Source organism: Pantoea ananatis PA13 (genome assembly GCF_000233595.1).
Lineage (GTDB): Bacteria > Pseudomonadota > Gammaproteobacteria > Enterobacterales > Enterobacteriaceae > Pantoea > Pantoea ananatis.
Map to the genome: position 1 here is coordinate 1,352,046 of NC_017554.1, position 17,400 is coordinate 1,369,445.

Genomic DNA, 17,400 nt, shown 5'->3' on the forward strand with positions numbered 1-17,400 from the left:
ATGTTTGCAGCCAGTCAAAAACGCGTCCTGCCCGGTTTCGGTCTCAGCCTGGGCACCAGCCTGCTCTTTACCTGTCTGGTGCTGCTGCTGCCAATCAGCGCACTGATTATGCAGCTGTCGCAGATGACGTTGCAGCAATACTGGGACGTGGTCACCAATCCGCAGCTCATCGCGGCCTATAAGGTCACGCTGCTGTCGGCCGGTGTGGCCTCACTGTTTAATGCCGTATTCGGCATGTTAATGGCGTGGATCTTAACGCGTTACCGTTTTCCGGGCCGCACGCTGCTCGATGGTCTGATGGATCTGCCGTTTGCGCTGCCGACCGCGGTTGCAGGCCTGACGCTGGCCGGTCTGTTTTCCGTGAACGGCTGGTACGGACAGTGGTTCGCGCATTTTGATATCAAGATCTCCTATACCTGGATCGGTATCGCGCTCGCGATGGCCTTCACCAGTATTCCGTTTGTGGTGCGTACCGTGCAGCCGGTGCTGGAAGAGCTGGGGCCTGAATATGAGGAAGCGGCTCAAACGCTGGGCGCCACGCCCTGGCAGAGCTTCCGCCGGGTCGTTCTGCCTGAAGTGGCACCGGCCTTACTCGCGGGCACCGCGCTGTCGTTTACCCGCAGCCTGGGCGAGTTTGGTGCGGTAATCTTTATTGCCGGCAACATCGCCTGGAAAACCGAAGTGACCTCGCTGATGATCTTCGTGCGCCTGCAGGAGTTTGACTATCCGGCAGCCAGCGCCATTGCCTCGGTCATTCTGGCGGCATCGCTGCTGTTACTTTTCGCTATCAACACTTTACAAAGCCGCTTTGGTCGTCGTCTGGGAGGCCATTAATGGCAGAGATTTCGCAACTCAATCATGCCGACCGCCAGCCTGTTAACTGGGCCAAGTGGCTGCTTATTGGTATTGGTGCGCTGATATCCTTGCTGCTGCTGGTCGTGCCGATGGTGTCCATCTTCTGGGAGGCCCTGCATAAAGGACTGGGCGTCACCTTAAGCAATCTGACCGACAGCGACATGCTCCATGCCATATGGCTCACGGTGCTGGTCGCATTGATTACCGTGCCGGTGAATTTAGTGTTCGGCACGCTGCTGGCCTGGCTGGTGACACGCTTTACCTTTCCGGGACGTCAGCTGCTTTTGACGCTGTTCGATATTCCCTTTGCGGTATCGCCTGTCGTGGCGGGCCTGATGTATCTCCTGTTCTGGGGCATTAACGGCCCGGCGGGCGGCTGGCTGGATGCCCATAATATTCAGGTGATGTTCTCCTGGCCTGGCATGGTGCTGGTCACCGTCTTCGTTACCTGTCCGTTTGTGGTGCGCGAACTGGTGCCGGTGATGCTGAGCCAGGGCAGTCATGAAGATGAAGCCGCGGTGCTGTTAGGTGCCTCGGGCTGGCAGATGTTCCGTCGCGTGACGCTGCCGAATATTCGCTGGGCCATGCTGTATGGCGTCGTGCTGACCAACGCCCGCGCGATTGGTGAGTTTGGCGCGGTTTCCGTGGTTTCGGGTTCTATTCGCGGTGAAACCTACACCTTACCGCTTCAGGTTGAATTACTGCATCAGGATTACAACACGGTGGGCGCCTTTACTGCCGCAGCCTTACTGACCGTGATGGCAATCGTGACGCTGTTTCTGAAAAGCATTGTGCAATGGCGTTTAGAGCAACAGCACAAACGCCTGCAACTGGAGGACAATCATGAGCATTGAGATTAACCAGATCAACAAATCCTTTGGTCGCACAGCGGTGCTGAACGATATCTCACTGGATATTCCTTCTGGCCAGATGGTGGCCTTACTGGGGCCGTCCGGTTCCGGTAAAACCACGCTGCTGCGCATCATTGCTGGACTGGAACATCAGAACAGCGGTCAGATTCGTTTTCACGACCACGATGTCAGCCGCCTGCACGCCCGCGATCGCCAGGTCGGATTTGTCTTCCAGCACTATGCGCTGTTCCGTCATATGACGGTCTTCGACAATATTGCCTTTGGCCTGACCGTGCTGCCGCGCCGTGAGCGTCCGTCCAGTGCGGAAATTAAAAAACGCGTCACGCGCCTGCTGGAGATGGTGCAGCTTTCCCATCTGGCGAACCGTTTCCCGGCCCAGCTTTCGGGAGGGCAGAAGCAGCGCGTCGCGCTGGCAAGAGCCCTGGCCGTGGAACCGCAAATCCTGTTGCTGGATGAGCCCTTTGGTGCGCTGGACGCTCAGGTGCGTAAAGAGCTGCGCCGTTGGTTACGTCAGCTGCACGAAGAATTGAAGTTCACCAGCGTGTTCGTCACCCACGATCAGGAAGAGGCGATGGAAGTGGCCGATCGCGTGGTGGTGATGAGCCAGGGCAGCATCGAACAGGTGGGGACGCCGGATGAAGTCTGGCGCGATCCCGCCACGCGCTTCGTGCTGGAATTCCTGGGTGAGGTTAACCGCTTCGACGGTGAAGTGCATGGTTCTCAGTTCCATGTCGGGGCGCACCACTGGCCGTTAGGCTATACCTCTGCACATCAGGGCGCGGTCGATCTGTTCCTGCGCCCGTGGGAAATCGACGTTTCGCGCAGAAGTAGCCTGGAAACGCCGCTGCCCGTTCAGGTCTTAGAAGTCAGTCCTCGTGGTCACTTCTGGCAGCTGGTGGTGCAGCCAACGGGATGGCAGAGCGAGCCCTTCTCGCTGGTCTTTGACGGTGAACAGACCGCGCCGTTGCGCGGCGAGCGCCTGTTTGTGGGGCTGCAGCAGGCCAGACTGTACCAGGGCGCGACACCGTTACGGGCGGTTGCCTTTGCACACAGCGCCTGATATTTTCTTTTTCACGCAGGGCGGGACAGTGTCCCGCCTTTTTAATGACCTGAATACCGCGATAACCCGGGCTGTGGCCTGGATCAGGGCGGAGAGGGTTTTGCCAGGAAATGCATCGTGACCACTCTGGAAGACACCATCGGCAATACGCCGCTCATCAGATTACAGCGCCTGGCGCCTGACAACGGCAGTGAAGTCTGGCTTAAGCTGGAAGGGAATAACCCTGCCGGTTCAGTGAAAGATCGGGCCGCCTGGTCGATGATCCACCAGGCCGAGTTGCGCGGCGACATTACGCCGGGCGACCAGTTGATCGAAGCCACCAGTGGCAATACCGGCATTGCGCTGGCGATGATTGCCGCGTTGAAGGGGTATCGGCTGCGGCTGCTGATGCCCGACAACATGAGTCAGGAGCGGCAGGATGCGATGCGCGCCTACGGCGCAGAACTGGTGCTGATTAGCCGCGAGCAGGGGATGGAAGGCGCACGCGATCGGGCTCAGGAGATGGCGGCACGGGGCGAAGGAAGGGTACTGGACCAGTTCAATAACCCGGATAACCCGCTCGGCCATTACCAAACCACCGGGCCTGAGCTGTGGCAGCAGTCGAAACAGCGAATGACCCACTTTGTTTCCAGCATGGGTACCACGGGAACCATTACTGGCGTAGGCCGGTTTTTAAAGGATCACCAGACCGGCGTTAAAGTGATTGGCCTGCAGCCTACCGAAGGCAGCAGCATTCCCGGCATCCGCCGCTGGCCGCAGGCTTACATGCCGGGTATTTATCGCCCTGAGTTGGTGGATGACATCATTGATATGGGGCAGCAGGAAGCCGAAGAAACCATGCGCGCGTTAGCGCGACGTGAAGGCATCTTCTGCGGCGTCAGTTCCGGCGGTTCGGTTGCTGGCGCACTGCGCATCGCCCGGGCGAATCCGGGGAGCGTGGTGGTGGCTATCGTCTGCGACCGGGGCGATCGCTATCTCTCAACCGGAATTTATCAGTAGCGTCCTCCTCAATACCGATGCGTTAAAAAAGGCGTGTGTTGCCCACCAGGGCGCATAAGCCTTTTTTATTTACCGGAGTTGGCACTATGCTTAGTCGCATCTGTAAGGATCGCGTAAAACCGGCTGCGCATTACGCTGGCTCGGTTCAAAATAGCGCCAGTTACGCATGAGAGATAACAATGAAAATCTTGCTGGTAGATGACGACGTAGAGTTAGGCACCATGTTAAGCCAATACCTGATAACAGAAGGTTTTGACGCTCAGCTGGTGTTAACCGGCAGTGCCGGGGTTCAGGGAGCGCTGTCGGGGGAGTTTAGCGCCATGATACTGGACATTATGTTGCCCGATATGAGTGGCACCGACGTGCTGCGCCAGGTACGTCAGCAAAGCCGCCTGCCGGTAATTATGCTGACCGCCAAAGGCGATAATATTGATCGGGTCATCGGGCTGGAAATGGGCGCGGATGACTATATGCCCAAACCCTGTTATCCCCGTGAACTGGTTGCGCGTTTGCGCGCGGTCCTGCGCCGGGTTGAGGAGCTTGCACCGCAGCAGGACAAAAAAGAGATACTGCAGTGGGGCGAGCTCACCCTTAACTCTGCCAGGCGGATTACGGAGTGGAAGGGCAAAACGTTTGACCTGACCGCCTCAGAATTTAACCTGCTCGATTTGCTGCTGCGTTCACCCGACCGGGTAGTGACGAAAGACGAACTGTCAGAAAAAGGTCTGGGCCGACCGCGCGAAGCTTACGATCGCAGCGTGGATGTTCACATCAGTAATATTCGTCAGAAGCTCAGTGCGCTCACGGCGGAGAGCATTACGATTGAAACCGTTCGCAGCATTGGCTATCGCATTCGATGAGTCACAGCTATCGCGGACGCATGTTCTGGAAAATCCTGCTGGGCTTTTGGCTGGTATTTTTCATCATCAGCCAGCTTATCTGGCTGGGGTTTTCACTATCCGGAACCCGCCACCATCCGCCTGAACTCCAGGTAACACAGCGTCTGGCGGATGTGTTAATGGCATCAGCCACGTCCGTGCTGGAACGTGAAGGGCCAGCCGCACTCAAGGTGATGACAGCAGAGTGGACGCCTGAGGAACGCCAGTTCCTGAGCATAAGTCCTGTTGATGACCTTCAGCCCGCCGTCAGCGCGCCGCCGCCTGTTTCCGATACCACTGATAAATCGTTTTTCCCCAATCGGCTGGTGCGTCAGGTAAAGGGTGCAGACGGCAACGATTATGAACTGATGTACGACCTCAGAGGAATGCGTGAACTGAGTCGGGAAGGGCGACCACACAACTTTCTGAACATACCTGAACCCATGTTTATTTTTGCTGGCTCGGTAGGGCTGCTGTTCAGTTTGCTATTGGCCTGGAACCTGACCCGGCCAATGCGACAGCTACGCGAAGGGTTTTCGCGCGTGGCTAATGGGGATTTACGCGTCCGGCTTTATCCGGCACTGCGTAAACGCCACGATGAGCTGTCGAGCGTGGCTCAGGCATTCGATGCCATGGTAGAACGGCTGGATACGCTGGTGAAGGCGCGTGAGGCGCTGCTTCATGATATCTCTCACGAACTGCGCTCACCGCTTGCTCGCCTGCAGTTGGCCACCGGGCTGGCACGTCAAAGGCCAGAGAATGTCAGTACCTCACTGGATCGCATTGACGAAGAAGCGCAACGACTTGATAAGATGATCGGCGAGCTGTTGACTCTGGCGCGTGCAGAACACGAAAGCATGCCGGGAGAACACTATTTTGACCTTGCGGGATTGCTGGAGGCGGTGGTGACAGACTTACGTTATGAAGCGCAGATCCCCGGTGTGGATGTCGTGTATGACGTTGATGAGCGCGCCGATCATACGGTGCGTGGTAATGCGGAACTGTGCCGCCGTGGCATTGAAAACGTATTACGTAATGCCCTGCGCTTCTCGCTGCCGGGACAACGTATTCATGTGAGCCTGAAGGTGGAATCGCAGTGGCTGGCTATTCACGTACGTGACCAGGGGCCGGGTGTGGAAGAAACCAAACTTTCCAGTATCTTTGACCCGTTTGTACGCGTGAATTCTCCGCTGATGGGCAAAGGTTACGGGCTGGGGTTGGCTATCGTACGTAAAGTGGTGTTGGCGCATCATGGGGAAGTGCACGCCGTTAACCGACCGGAAGGCGGGCTGGAGCTCACGCTGCGTTTGCCGCGCTGGCAGCCGGATTAACGCGGAAAACGAACATAAAAAAACGGCACCCTCAGGTGCCGTTTTTCGTTTACTTCCTGATGCGAATCACAGGGGTTTCACCCACAATGACCTGACCAGAAAGCTTCGTCAGATCTTTGATTTCATCCATGTTGGAGATGACAACAGGCGTCAAGGTTGATTTCGCTTTCTCTTCCAGCAGCGCCAGATCGAACTCAATAACCACGTCGCCTTTTTTAACCTTCTGGCCTTCTTCAGCGATACGTTTGAAGCCTTCGCCTTTCAGTTCAACGGTATCAATACCGAAGTGAACAAAAAGCTCAATGCCGTTATCTGATTCGATTGAAAATGCGTGGTTGGTTTCGAAAATCTTGCCGATAGTCCCGTCAACCGGAGCAACCATTTTGTTGCCGCTTGGTTTGATCGCAATACCGTCACCCACGATTTTTTCTGCAAACACCACATCTGGTACGTCTTCAATGTTCACGATTTCGCCTGACAGAGGCGCTACGATATCAATTGTCCCAGCGCTATCTGTTTTTTCGCCAAAAAGTTTAGAAAACAAACCCATGATCTTCTCCTAAGCAGTAATTTGGGGCCAGCATCTCGTGGATCAGCAGAGCGTTTTTTCTTTAATGAACTTGTTAACCAGGTTCATTAAGTCTTCCGCCGTAGGTTGAGCCAGTGCCTGCTCTGCCAACGCCTTCGCATCTTCGAAATGTGTATTACGAATAATTTTCTTGATGCCAGGGATAGAAATGGCACTCATGCTGAATTCGTCCAGCCCCATTCCCAGTAACAGTAGTGTAGCACGTTCGTCACCTGCCAGCTCACCACACATGCCAGTCCATTTACCTTCAGCATGAGACGCATCAATAACTTGCTTGATGAGGTTCAGCACTGACGGTGTCATTGGGTTATACAGGTGCGAAATCAAATCATTACCACGATCTACTGCGAGAGTATACTGCGTCAAATCGTTTGTCCCAATGCTAAAGAAGTCGACTTCTTTAGCCAGGTGACGGGCAATCACGGCTGAGGCAGGCGTTTCGACCATAATGCCGACTTCGATTGACTCATCAAACGCTTTGCCTTCTTCGCGTAACTGCGCTTTAAGCATGTCCAGCTCGGCTTTCAGACTGCGGACTTCTTCGACCGAAATAATCATCGGGAACATGATACGCAGCTTGCCGAACGAGGAGGCACGCAGAATGGCGCGCAGCTGAGCATGCAGGATCTCTTTACGATCCATCGCGATACGAATAGCACGCCAGCCGAGGAAGGGGTTCTCTTCTTTTGGCAGATTCATGTAAGGCAGGTCTTTATCACCGCCAATATCCATGGTACGCACGATAACGGCCTGCGAGCCCATCGCTTCAGCAACGGCTTTGTACGCCTGGAACTGCTCTTCTTCGGTCGGCAGCGAATCGCGATCCATAAACAGGAACTCGGTGCGATACAAACCGACACCTTCAGCGCCGTTACGCTCTGCGCCGGCGATATCACGCACGGTGCCGATGTTGGCGCAGACTTCAACCTGATGACCATCCAGAGTTACCGCGGGCAGATCTTTCAGCTTAGCCAGTTCATGTTTTTCGGACAGGTACTGGTTCTGAACCGCTTTCAGCTCTTCCTGAACGGCGTCAGACGGATTGACGTGAATCGCATTGTTCACGCCATCCAGAATGATGAAGTCACCGTTCTTAATGGAGGTGGTCACGTTACCGGTGCCGACGATCGCAGGGATTTCTAACGAACGCGCCATGATGGACGTGTGCGACGTCCGACCGCCCAGGTCGGTAATAAAGCCCAGCACCTTTTTCAGGTTTAGCTGTGCGGTCTCTGACGGCGTTAAATCTTTCGCCACCAGAATAGATTCGTCCTGGATTGCGCTCAGATCGACAATGTGCAGACCTAAAATATTTTGCAGCAGGCGTTTACCGATGTCGCGCACGTCCGCCGCACGCTCTTTCAGGTATTCATCATCCAGCTCTTCCAGCGCTTTAGCCTGAGCGTCAATCACGGAATTCACCGCGGCATCGGCAGTTGCGTGATCTTTTTTGATCAGGTCGGTGATTTCCTGCTCCAGCTCTTCATCTTCCAGCAACATGATGTGGCCTTCGAAGATCGCTGCTTTTTCTTCACCCAGGGATTCGCTGGCTTTGATGCGAATGGCTTCCAGCTGTTCAGCCGCTTTGCCGCGGCCCTGAAGAAAGCGCTGGATCTCCTGCTCAACCTGATCATCTGAAATCTTTTTACGGTTGATGACGATCTCGTCTTCTTTCAGCAGCAGAGCTTTGCCGAAAGCGATACCTGGTGATGCTAAAATGCCTGAAATCATAACCCTACCTTTTAATCACGATGGCTGACTGGACTCGTTGCATTGCCATAGTCGTGGGACACGTACTCTACGAAAGCAATAACGCGGACAGTTTGTCCGCGATCAAGATGTTGCACGCAATGGCGCAGAAGAGTCGTTTTAAAGCGGTGCAGAAAGGAGATTACTCCAGTTCCGCCATCAGCTTAACTAAATGCTCTACGGCTTTTTGCTCATCTTCACCTTCCGCAGAAAGGGTCACAACGGTGCCCTGGGTCAGACCCAGCGTCTGTAGCTTGAACAGGCTTTTAGCGCTGGCAGATTTACCATTGGAGGTGACAGTGATTTCTGACTGGAAGGCTTTAGCTTCTTTGACAAATTGCGCAGCAGGGCGAGTATGCAGTCCGTTTGGTGCGGTAATGGTAACTTCTTGCTGGAACATTCTATTTCCCCAACTTTTTCAGGATTAGTGTTATGGATCTAAAGTCTAGCCTGGAGCCCTAACTTTAGCCTGTGAAGGTGCGCGGGTATACATCTTACTGTCTAACAATGCGCTTGAATGAGTCTTTCATTCCCGCTGAGTGTCAAAAAGCGATTTGAGCACGTCACCGGTTAATTATGCCGTGATTTGCCCTTTCACTAAATCTGAATCTTGACTCAGCTTGATCCACTTCAAAGGAGGATTAATTTCAGGCTTCGAAATAATTGGCAGTCTAAATACCAGAGCCACGTGAGTGAAATCAATCTGCGACATGGTGAAAGTGAGATCTGCGCCACAAAAAAGCACCCATCCGGGTGCTTTTTAGGCATTCATCCGCACCCGTTTCGGGCTATTGCAGCTCTTTTTCGGTAAAGAGATCGGCAAACAGGGCGGTACTGAGATAGCGTTCGCCGGAAGAGGGGAGAATCACGACGATATTTTTATTGGCGTAAGCTTCATCTTCCTGCAGCTTCAGCGCGGCGGCAACGGCGGCGCCAGATGAAATACCGGCCAGGATGCCTTCTTCTTCCATCAGACGACGTGCAGTGGAGATGGCTTCTTCGTTGGTGATAGCCACTGCCAGGTCAATCAGCGACAGCTCCAGGTTGCCTGGAATAAAGCCAGCACCGATCCCCTGAATCTTGTGGGGGCCGGGTTTCAATTCTTCGCCCGCCATTGCCTGGGCAATGACCGGTGAGTCGGTTGGCTCAACCGCGACCGTGATCAATTCTTTTTTGCCTTTGGTGTTTTTTATGTAACGACTTACCCCGGTCAGGGTACCGCCGGTACCCACACCGGCGATGAACACGTCCACTTCGCCATCCGTATCTTCCCAGATTTCCGGGCCGGTGGTCTTTTCATGAATTTCCGGGTTAGCCGGGTTGCTGAACTGCTGCAGCAGCAGGAATTTGTCTGGATCGCTGGCTACAATCTCTTCAGCTCTTGAGATGGCACCTTTCATGCCTTTTGCGCCTTCGGTCAGCACCAGATTTGCGCCTAACGCTTTCAGCAGCTTGCGCCGCTCAACAGACATGGTATCCGGCATGGTGAGTGTCAGTTTATAGCCGCGTGCCGCCGCCACGTAGGCCAGCGCGATGCCGGTGTTGCCGCTCGTCGGCTCAACCAGTTCAATGCCAGGCTTAAGAATACCGCGTTTTTCCGCGTCCCAAATCATATTGGCACCGATACGGCATTTCACACTGAAGCTCGGGTTACGGGACTCCACCTTCGCCAGGATGCGGCCGTTACCGATGCGGTTCAGTCGAACCAGCGGCGTATGACCAATTGTTAAAGAGTTGTCTTCATAAATCTTGCTCATAGCCTGTCCTTAACTGTATGAATTATTGGGAACCCTCAGAGCATACCTGTTCTTCTTTCTGGCGGAAGGAAAGAAATCATATATCTATATGTCTCATGGCAATAAGACCTGCCAAAAATTGCATAAGGATAGTTGATGTTTTAGCTCAGGTGCCACGAGCAAGCTTCGCACGATAACGATCGACCCACATTGCCGTTGCACCACAAACAGCTACCGGCATAATGGCCAGATTAACGACCGGAATCATCGTAAACAGGCTGACCAGTGCACCAAACTGCATGTTTGCCGTCTTGTGTTGACGCAGCGCCTGGCGCATCTGCTGAAAACCCACCTTGTGGTTATCGAAAGGATAGTCACAGTACTGAATTGATAACATCCACGCGCTGAACATAAACCATAAAACGGGCGCGACGGTCTGCCCAAAGCCCGGAATAAAGTAGAGCAGCAGTAAGCCCAGCGCGCGTGGCAGGTAGTAGCCCAGCTTCTGCAATTCGCGTTTCATAATGCGGGGAACATCTTTGAGCAGGCCTACCCAGCCGCTGTCAGGTAGCGGTTTCCCGGTCAGGCGCGCTTCCAGTTGTTCGGCCAGTAGCCCACAAAAGGGGGCGGCAATCAGGTTGGCAAGGGTGGAAAAGAAGTAACTGAACACCAGTACCACGGAAATCACCGACAGCGGCCACAGCAAATAGCTCAGCCACTGTAGCCAGTCGGGAACGTGGGACATTAACTGCGGGATCCAGCTATCAAGCTGGTAAAAAAGCCACACGAAAGCCCCGCCCAGCAGAAGGATGTTGACCAGTAAAGGGATAATCACAAAGCGTCGAATACCGGGCAATCTGACCAGCTTCCAGCCCTCGCTGAAGTAATGCAAACCGTTAAAAGCGGAAACCGAATTGTTGACAACCATAAAGCCCGTTCTCCTGAAGATGGTAAGGCGCGTCTACTATAACCTGGCTTTTTCACCTCTCCAGGTGCCGTTTGGGTAAAAAAACAGCGAAAAAGCGTGGGTGGTCTATCTTATTTGTGAGAAAATACTGCACAGACTTGCACTTATCTGGCAGGGCAAATACAGTTAGAGAATAAAGTTTGCCGCGGTGGCAAGGTATTGGAACAACAGAGAATACAATGATGCAGGATTTGCGTCTGATATTAATCGTTGTTGGCGCGATCGCCATTATAGCGCTTCTTATTCACGGACTGTGGACCAGCCGTAAAGAGCGCTCTTCAGTGTTCCGCGATCGCCCGCACAAACGTTTGAAACAACGTGATGAACATGATGATGAGACGCTTACCGACGACGTTGATGACGGCGTGGGTGAAGTGCGTGTGCGCCATGCCCGCGACCATCAGGAACCTCACTTCGATGATATTCGCGATACGCAGCCAGACGAGCAGCACGCGCCTGTAACGACACAGCGTGCACGTCAGCCTGCCACATCAGCGCCGGAAAGCGATCCCCTGTTTGCGCCAGCACCTAAGCCTGAATCCGCACAGCCGCGGCCAGCGCCTGCACGCCAACAGCCCGCGCCTCAGCCAACCTTTGTTGCGCCACCGGTACAGGCAGATCCTCTGCTGGATTCTGACCCGCTGGATAGCGTTCAGCCCAATCCCGTTTATCAGGCTGAGCCTGAACCCGCGCCTGAGGTCGTCAGCCCGCCGCCGCCTAAGCAACCTGAAGCGCGCCCTGCAACCAGCAGCAAGCCGAAAGAAGCGGTGCTGGTTCTGCATGTCGCCGCTCATTCCGGTGGTCAGCTAAATGGTGAAGCCCTGTTACAGGGGATTTTGCAGGCCGGTTTTCAGTTTGGTGAAATGAATATTTTCCATCGTCACCTCAGCCCGGCGGGCAGCGGCCCTGTGCTGTTTAGCCTGGCCAATATGGTGAAACCTGGCTCGTTCAATCCGGATGAAATGACTGATTTCACCACGCCCGGCGTGTCTATTTTTATGATGGTGCCGTCGTATGGCGATGCGAATCAAAACTTTAAGCTGATGCTACAGTCCGCACAGCGTATTGCGGACGATGTGGGCGGTGTGGTTCTCGATGACGAGCGCCGTATGATGACGCCACAAAAACTGGAAACCTACAAAGCGCGTATCCGCGATGTGGTTGAATCCCGGGACTAATCCACACTTCTTCAATTTGTTATGATAAACCCCCGCCTGTCGGGGGTTTTTTATCTGATGGGGTTATATGAAATCCGTCCAGGAACACATCACCGAACTGCGCACGACGCTGCGCCATCATGAATACCTTTATCACGTTATGGACGCACCGGAAGTACCGGATGCGGAATATGACCGCCTGATGCGCGAGCTGCGCGAGCTTGAAGAACAGCATCCTGACCTGATTACGCCTGACTCACCTACGCAGCGCGTCGGGGCGGCTCCCTTAATGGTGTTTGAGCAGGTCCGCCATGAAGTGCCCATGCTGTCACTGGATAATGCCTTTGACGAAGCCAGCTTCAGAGCATTTAACAAGCGCGTGCAGGATCGGCTAAAAAGCAGTGACGATCTGGTCTACTGCTGTGAACTCAAACTGGATGGCCTGGCCGTGAGCCTGTTGTATGAAGACGGACTGTTAACCCGTGCGGCAACCCGCGGTGACGGCACAACCGGCGAGAATATTACAAGCAACGTGCGGACAATCCGCGCCATCCCACTGCGGCTCAAAGGCGAGAACATTCCTGCCCGCGTCGAAGTACGGGGCGAGGTGTTTATGACGCAAAACGGCTTTGAAAAGCTGAATGCGGAAGCGCGCCGCACCGAAGGCAAAGTCTTTGCCAATCCGCGCAACGCCGCGGCAGGTTCACTGCGCCAGCTCGATCCCCGTATTACGGCAAAACGACCACTCACGTTTTTCTGTTATGGCATTGGCCTGCTGGAAGGCGGCGAGATGCCGCGCAGCCATATGGCGCGTCTGCAACAGTTTAAAGCGTGGGGCTTGCCGGTCAGCGATCGTATTCGTCTGGTTCATAACGTGGATGAAGCGCTGGCCTTTTACCACGAGGTTGACGCGCAGCGTGCAGAACTGGGGTTTGACATCGACGGCGTCGTGATCAAAGTCGATTCTCAGGATCTGCAGGAGAAGCTGGGCTTTGTCGCCCGTGCGCCGCGTTGGGCGGTAGCCTTTAAGTTTGCCGCTCAGGAGCAGATGACCGTCGTGCGCGACGTTGAATTCCAGGTGGGCCGCACTGGCGCGATTACGCCTGTGGCGCGCCTGGAGCCGGTGCAGGTCGCTGGCGTAATGGTCAGCAATGCGACCTTGCATAATGCCGATGAGATAGAACGTCTTGGTTTGCGTATTGGCGATAAAGTTGTGATTCGCCGTGCCGGTGACGTGATTCCTCAGGTGGTGAATGTCGTTGTCAGCGAACGCCCTGAAGACGCACGTGAAATCCTGTTCCCTTCCCACTGTCCGGTATGCGGATCCGATGTTGAACGCGTCGAAGGCGAAGCTGTCACACGCTGTACCGGCGGGTTGATCTGTGGTGCCCAACGTAAAGAAGCGCTGAAACATTTTGTCTCGCGCCGCGCCATGGACGTCGAGGGGATGGGCGATAAGATTATCGATCAACTGGTAGAGAAAGAGTACGTCAAGACGCCGGCAGACCTGTTTCGATTAACCCGTGAAACCTTAACCGGCCTGGATCGGATGGGGGCGAAATCGGCGCAGAATGTGGTCGACGCCCTGGAAAAAGCCAAATCCACTACGCTGGCGCGTTTCCTGTATGCGCTCGGTATTCGCGAGGTTGGCGAAGCGACCGCGGCTAACCTGGCTAACCACTTTGGCGAGCTGCAAAAGGTAATGGATGCCGATCTGGACGCGCTGATCGCAGTGCAGGATGTGGGCACCGTGGTGGCGAAGCACGTACGTCACTTTATGGAAGAAGAGAGCAATCGCGACGTGATTCGCCAGTTGGTCGAAGACATTGGTATCAACTGGCCCCAGGTGATGGTGGTTAAAGCGGAAGAGATTGACAGTCCGTTTGCAGGCAAAACCGTGGTGCTCACCGGCTCGCTGTCACAGATGAACCGTGACGACGCGAAAGCGCGCCTTACCGAACTCGGCGCGAAAGTCAGTGGAAGCGTATCGAAGAAAACCGATCTGCTTATCGCGGGCGAAGCGGCCGGTTCAAAATTGGCGAAGGCGCAGGAACTGGGCATCGAAGTGATCGATGAAGCTGAAATGATTCGTCTGCTGGGAGCCTGACATGGACAAACAGTATCTGGTTGAAATAGCTAACACGGTCATGCCGTTTGGCAAATACAAAGGCCGGGTGCTGATTGATTTGCCTGAACCTTACCTGCTGTGGTTCGCCCGCAGTGGCGACTTTCCTTCAGGACGTTTAGGTGAGCTGATGCAACTGACGTTGACGATTAAAATTGAGGGGCTGGAAGGCCTCGTGAAGCCCCTGAAGCGCGGTGAGTAATTACGCTGCCTCGTTATATTGAGCAAACGAGGCAGCGATTTTCTACGCGTTTCGGTTATTTCTGCGATTCCACCACGGCGGCTTTATCTTTTTTAGCCTGCAACGCATTGGTTTTCTTATAACGCCCGGCAATAAACGAACACACCATCAGCTGCACCTGATGAAAGATCATCAGTGGCAAGACGATAATGCCCACGGCGCTGGCGGGGAACAGAATGTTCGCCATCGGCACACCGTTTGCCAGACTCTTTTTGGAACCACAGAACAGGACAACGATCTCATCCTGACGGCTGAAGCCAAACAGGCGAGAGGCAAAGTAGTTAATCAACAGAACGATAGTCAGCAGCAGTAGACATCCCGCCAGAATCCACAGCAGCGTATCAACGCCAACCCGTTTCCAGATGCCGTTTACCACCGCTTCACTGAAGGCGGAATAGACCACCAACAGAATAGAGGTTTGATCCGTAATACCAATCAGACTCCGGTTTCTTTCCACCCAGCCGCTGATCCAGCGACGTGACAGATGGCCTAAAACAAAAGGCACCAACAGCTGCAGCATGATTTTACCCACCTGCTCAAGGCCATCACCCGGTCCGCTGTTGTTAACGTCCATAACCAGATTCACCAGCAGGGGGGAGATAAATACGCCCAGCAGGGAAGATGCCGAGGCGCTACAGACCGCGGCAGCAACGTTTCCGCCCGCCATTGAGGTAAAGGCGATAGCTGACTGTACCGTGGCCGGTAAAATACACAGATAGAGGAAGCCGGTATAAATCTCGGCACCAACTTTCACCGGATGCCACCAGACAATTAACATACCGATAGCCGGGAACAGCACAAAGGTACTGCACATAATCCAGAGATGGAGCCGCCAGTGGCTGCTACCGGCAATGATTTTTTCCCGCGACAATTTGGCGCCATGCATAAAGAAAAGCAGCGCAATCGCGGCGGTGGTCAGGTACTGAAAAAAGTCAACAAAATGACCTCTGGCAGGAATAAAAGAGGCCAATAATACGGTGATGATAAGCTTTATCATCATTGGGTCTATACGTAAAAATCCCATCGTTAAAATCCGGTTAAATTTAGGCTGAGGTGATTGTGCGCGATGTGGGTTTAGAAATAAAATTGATTTATTAGATTAATCTATGTGAGAAATCGATGAATTACTCTTTGCGTCAGCTACGCACCTTTGTTGCTGTAGCGCATTACGGCGGTTTTAGTCAGGCAGGGCAGGCTATTGGTCTGAGCCAGTCGGCCGTAAGCCACAGCATAAAAGAGCTGGAAAATGAAATTGGCGTTCGCCTGCTGGACAGGACGACGCGCGAAGTCGTGCTGACCGAGGCCGGCCAACAGCTGGCCTCCCGCATGGAAAGGCTGCTCGAAGAGATAAACACAACGCTGCTTGATATTCGCAGCTACGGTGAACAGCGCAGTGGCACGGTGCGAATCGCGGCCAGTCAGACCATCTCTGCGCACCTGATGCCGCAGTGCCTTGCTGCCAGCCAGCATAGCTATCCGGACATAAAAATCATTTTGCACGACCGCGTACAGCAGTGGGTGTTAGAAAGCGTCCGCAATGCTGAAGTGGATTTTGGCATCGTGATCGGACCGCTTAACGACACCGATTTTGACGGCTGCGCTATTCTGGATGAACCTTTTTTGCTGTTGTGTCGTGAGGACGATCCGCTTGCCGAGGTAGCACAGGCGCAGTGGTCTATGTTGGACGGCAGGACGATGGTGCTGCAGGATTATGCGTCAGGCAGCCGGGTATTAATTGATGCGGCTTTACGCCAGCAAAATATCAACGTTAATGTCGTTCAGGAGATCGGCCATCCCGCAACGCTGTTTCCTATGGTCGATGCCGGCATTGGGATTAGCATTTTACCGGCGCTAGCGTTACCGCTTCCGGCAGGACGGGCGCTGACGGTGCGCCGTCTTTATCCGGAGATCAATCGCACCCTGACTTTAATTAAGCGTAAAAATCGCTCATTAACGCCAGCGGCCGAAGCGATCTGGCAGGAGGTGCGTCAGCAGGCAAGATTGCTGACGCAACAACGCGAGTCAAGACCGGCGTTTTAGATATACACATCGAGTTGATTGGTCTGCGTCGGGCGGTTAACGCCATCTGCAGATGCAGTATTACCTTCTTTTTGCGCCTGCTTTGCTTCAGCTTTCTGTTGCTCTTTGCGTTGTAACTGCTGGATTTGCGCTTCTAATACCTGGATTTGTGCCTTAATCGTATCTTGCTGCTTCTTTTTCTGCTCTGTGGTCATCGTCTTATCGTCACCCAAACTTTTCAGTTGGTCGTTGAGACGAGAAATCTGCTTATTCAGGCTGGCGATTTGTGATGCGGTATCACTGGAGTTGGTTGTGTCTGATGAACTGCTGCTTCCGATACTCGGCGTGCTGGTTAATATCGTTGTCATTATGATCTCCTTGCAAATAGACGTTTTAGGTTATCGGACGCTTGCCGCAAAAGCTTAATGCCCCAAAATGTTAATTTTACGAAAAGATTCTTACAGTCTGGCGTCAGGACGGATAAATTTGGTGGCTCGTGCAGGATTGCCTCGGCCTGGTGGGCCTCGCCCTGCGGGTGATGCTGGCGCATCCACCTGAACCGCTTTGCGATTCAGTCGAACCTGCACAGGTTCTCATCCTGCACTATAGACACTGGCGCACAGAAACGAAAAAAGCGCCTGAAGGCGCTTTTTTCTGAATTTGGTGGGTCGTGCAGGATTGCCTCGGCCCGGTGGGCCTCGCCCTGCGGGTGATGCTGACGCATCAGCCTGAACCGCTTTGCGATTCAGTCGAACCTGCGGCAGGTTCTCATCCCGCACGTTTTACGCACAGCAAAAAGGCGCCTTTAGGGCGCCTTTCAAC

The 17,400-nt window shown here is 54.0% G+C and carries 17 protein-coding genes and 2 other RNA genes; 10 read left to right on the plus strand and 9 right to left on the minus strand.

The annotated features are described in order from the left end of the window. The 6 genes from cysT to PAGR_RS06475 all read left to right on the plus strand — a co-directional run bounded on the left by cysT (nt 1) and on the right by PAGR_RS06475 (nt 5,995). Nucleotides 1–834 carry a sulfate/thiosulfate ABC transporter permease CysT gene (gene cysT, locus PAGR_RS06450; protein ID WP_014594252.1) on the plus strand — a complete coding sequence of 278 codons (834 nt, stop codon included), beginning with the start codon at nt 1–3 and terminating at the stop codon, nt 832–834. Beyond that, a complete protein-coding gene (cysW, locus tag PAGR_RS06455) occupies nt 834–1,709 on the plus strand; it encodes a sulfate/thiosulfate ABC transporter permease CysW (RefSeq protein WP_013026647.1) in 876 nt (291 codons plus the stop codon). The genes cysT and cysW overlap by 1 nt, the downstream gene beginning before the upstream one ends. Then, the gene (cysA, locus tag PAGR_RS06460; protein ID WP_013026646.1) at nt 1,699–2,787 is read left to right on the plus strand and encodes a sulfate/thiosulfate ABC transporter ATP-binding protein CysA; all 1,089 of its coding nucleotides are present in this window, start codon (nt 1,699–1,701) and stop codon (nt 2,785–2,787) included. The genes cysW and cysA overlap by 11 nt, the downstream gene beginning before the upstream one ends. A 117-nt stretch (nt 2,788–2,904) precedes the next feature. Further along, nucleotides 2,905–3,786 carry a cysteine synthase CysM gene (gene cysM / locus PAGR_RS06465; protein ID WP_013026645.1) on the plus strand — a complete coding sequence of 294 codons (882 nt, stop codon included), beginning with the start codon at nt 2,905–2,907 and terminating at the stop codon, nt 3,784–3,786. Nucleotides 3,787–3,965: 179 nt separating this feature from the next. Next, on the plus strand, nt 3,966–4,646 hold the full coding sequence (locus PAGR_RS06470) for a response regulator transcription factor (RefSeq protein ID WP_013026644.1): 681 nt from the start codon (nt 3,966–3,968) through the stop codon (nt 4,644–4,646). Continuing rightward, nucleotides 4,643–5,995, plus strand: a complete 1,353-nt coding sequence (locus tag PAGR_RS06475; RefSeq protein ID WP_013026643.1) for an ATP-binding protein — start codon at nt 4,643–4,645, stop codon at nt 5,993–5,995. Before PAGR_RS06470 ends, PAGR_RS06475 begins: the two co-directional genes overlap by 4 nt. Before the next feature lie 49 nt (nt 5,996–6,044). On the opposite strand, the gene crr is transcribed toward PAGR_RS06475, so the two are convergent. The 5 genes from crr to cysZ all read right to left on the minus strand — a co-directional run bounded on the left by crr (nt 6,045) and on the right by cysZ (nt 10,997). Further along, nucleotides 6,045–6,545, minus strand: a complete 501-nt coding sequence (gene crr, locus PAGR_RS06480; protein ID WP_013026642.1) for a PTS glucose transporter subunit IIA — start codon at nt 6,543–6,545, stop codon at nt 6,045–6,047. Between the two features lie 42 nt (nt 6,546–6,587). Next, complete coding sequence (ptsI, locus tag PAGR_RS06485; RefSeq protein ID WP_013026641.1) at nt 6,588–8,315, minus strand: phosphoenolpyruvate-protein phosphotransferase PtsI; 1,728 nt, start codon at nt 8,313–8,315, stop codon at nt 6,588–6,590. A 160-nt stretch (nt 8,316–8,475) separates the two neighbouring features. Continuing rightward, a complete protein-coding gene (gene ptsH, locus PAGR_RS06490; RefSeq protein ID WP_003848868.1) occupies nt 8,476–8,733 on the minus strand; it encodes a phosphocarrier protein Hpr in 258 nt (85 codons plus the stop codon). A 388-nt stretch (nt 8,734–9,121) separates the two neighbouring features. Then, nucleotides 9,122–10,090, minus strand: coding sequence for a cysteine synthase A (gene cysK, locus PAGR_RS06495; protein ID WP_013026640.1), 969 nt, complete (start codon nt 10,088–10,090; stop codon nt 9,122–9,124). Between the two features lie 145 nt (nt 10,091–10,235). Beyond that, the gene (cysZ, locus tag PAGR_RS06500; RefSeq protein WP_013026639.1) at nt 10,236–10,997 is read right to left on the minus strand and encodes a sulfate transporter CysZ; all 762 of its coding nucleotides are present in this window, start codon (nt 10,995–10,997) and stop codon (nt 10,236–10,238) included. A gap of 218 nt (nt 10,998–11,215) precedes the next feature. Here cysZ and zipA point away from each other — a divergent pair, with 218 nt between their 5' ends. The 3 genes from zipA to PAGR_RS06515 all read left to right on the plus strand — a co-directional run bounded on the left by zipA (nt 11,216) and on the right by PAGR_RS06515 (nt 14,520). Continuing rightward, nucleotides 11,216–12,214 carry a cell division protein ZipA gene (zipA, locus tag PAGR_RS06505; RefSeq protein WP_014605312.1) on the plus strand — a complete coding sequence of 333 codons (999 nt, stop codon included), beginning with the start codon at nt 11,216–11,218 and terminating at the stop codon, nt 12,212–12,214. Nucleotides 12,215–12,281: 67 nt separating this feature from the next. Next, complete coding sequence (gene ligA / locus PAGR_RS06510; RefSeq protein WP_014594249.1) at nt 12,282–14,300, plus strand: NAD-dependent DNA ligase LigA; 2,019 nt, start codon at nt 12,282–12,284, stop codon at nt 14,298–14,300. Between the two features lies 1 nt (nt 14,301). Continuing rightward, nucleotides 14,302–14,520 (plus strand): DUF3820 family protein, encoded by a 219-nt coding sequence (locus PAGR_RS06515; protein ID WP_013026636.1) that lies wholly within the window; start codon nt 14,302–14,304, stop codon nt 14,518–14,520. Nucleotides 14,521–14,575: 55 nt separating this feature from the next. Here PAGR_RS06515 and PAGR_RS06520 read toward each other — a convergent pair whose 3' ends face one another. Continuing rightward, a complete protein-coding gene (locus tag PAGR_RS06520; RefSeq protein WP_013026635.1) occupies nt 14,576–15,583 on the minus strand; it encodes a bile acid:sodium symporter family protein in 1,008 nt (335 codons plus the stop codon). A gap of 95 nt (nt 15,584–15,678) precedes the next feature. On the opposite strand from PAGR_RS06520, the gene PAGR_RS06525 reads away from it, so the two are divergent. Beyond that, nucleotides 15,679–16,599 carry a LysR family transcriptional regulator gene (locus PAGR_RS06525; protein ID WP_014605313.1) on the plus strand — a complete coding sequence of 307 codons (921 nt, stop codon included), beginning with the start codon at nt 15,679–15,681 and terminating at the stop codon, nt 16,597–16,599. On the opposite strand, the gene PAGR_RS06530 is transcribed toward PAGR_RS06525, so the two are convergent. The 3 genes from PAGR_RS06530 to PAGR_RS23005 all read right to left on the minus strand — a co-directional run bounded on the left by PAGR_RS06530 (nt 16,596) and on the right by PAGR_RS23005 (nt 17,371). Beyond that, nucleotides 16,596–16,946: a FlxA-like family protein gene (locus tag PAGR_RS06530; protein ID WP_013026633.1), complete on the minus strand. Its 351-nt coding sequence runs from the start codon at nt 16,944–16,946 to the stop codon at nt 16,596–16,598. The genes PAGR_RS06525 and PAGR_RS06530 overlap by 4 nt on opposite strands. Nucleotides 16,947–17,065: 119 nt before the next feature. Beyond that, nucleotides 17,066–17,196, minus strand: a non-coding RNA gene (locus PAGR_RS23000) — RtT sRNA. A 43-nt stretch (nt 17,197–17,239) separates the two neighbouring features. Further along, nucleotides 17,240–17,371, minus strand: a non-coding RNA gene (locus PAGR_RS23005) — RtT sRNA. Nucleotides 17,372–17,400 lie beyond the last annotated feature (29 nt).

Bases quoted from the DNA above. Each gene is read 5' to 3' on its own strand.
- cysT (WP_014594252.1), top strand. From the start codon at position 1: ATGTTTGCAGCCAGTCAAAAACGCGTCCTGCCCGGTTTCGGTCTCAGC.
- cysW (WP_013026647.1), top strand. From the start codon at position 834: ATGGCAGAGATTTCGCAACTCAATCATGCCGACCGCCAGCCTGTTAAC.
- cysA (WP_013026646.1), top strand. From the start codon at position 1,699: ATGAGCATTGAGATTAACCAGATCAACAAATCCTTTGGTCGCACAGCG.
- PAGR_RS06470 (WP_013026644.1), top strand. From the start codon at position 3,966: ATGAAAATCTTGCTGGTAGATGACGACGTAGAGTTAGGCACCATGTTA.
- PAGR_RS06475 (WP_013026643.1), top strand. From the start codon at position 4,643: ATGAGTCACAGCTATCGCGGACGCATGTTCTGGAAAATCCTGCTGGGC.
- crr (WP_013026642.1), bottom strand. From the start codon at position 6,545: ATGGGTTTGTTTTCTAAACTTTTTGGCGAAAAAACAGATAGCGCTGGG.
- ptsI (WP_013026641.1), bottom strand. From the start codon at position 8,315: ATGATTTCAGGCATTTTAGCATCACCAGGTATCGCTTTCGGCAAAGCT.
- ptsH (WP_003848868.1), bottom strand. From the start codon at position 8,733: ATGTTCCAGCAAGAAGTTACCATTACCGCACCAAACGGACTGCATACT.
- cysK (WP_013026640.1), bottom strand. From the start codon at position 10,090: ATGAGCAAGATTTATGAAGACAACTCTTTAACAATTGGTCATACGCCG.
- cysZ (WP_013026639.1), bottom strand. From the start codon at position 10,997: ATGGTTGTCAACAATTCGGTTTCCGCTTTTAACGGTTTGCATTACTTC.
- zipA (WP_014605312.1), top strand. From the start codon at position 11,216: ATGATGCAGGATTTGCGTCTGATATTAATCGTTGTTGGCGCGATCGCC.
- ligA (WP_014594249.1), top strand. From the start codon at position 12,282: ATGAAATCCGTCCAGGAACACATCACCGAACTGCGCACGACGCTGCGC.
- PAGR_RS06515 (WP_013026636.1), top strand. From the start codon at position 14,302: ATGGACAAACAGTATCTGGTTGAAATAGCTAACACGGTCATGCCGTTT.
- PAGR_RS06520 (WP_013026635.1), bottom strand. From the start codon at position 15,583: ATGGGATTTTTACGTATAGACCCAATGATGATAAAGCTTATCATCACC.
- PAGR_RS06525 (WP_014605313.1), top strand. From the start codon at position 15,679: ATGAATTACTCTTTGCGTCAGCTACGCACCTTTGTTGCTGTAGCGCAT.
- PAGR_RS06530 (WP_013026633.1), bottom strand. From the start codon at position 16,946: ATGACAACGATATTAACCAGCACGCCGAGTATCGGAAGCAGCAGTTCA.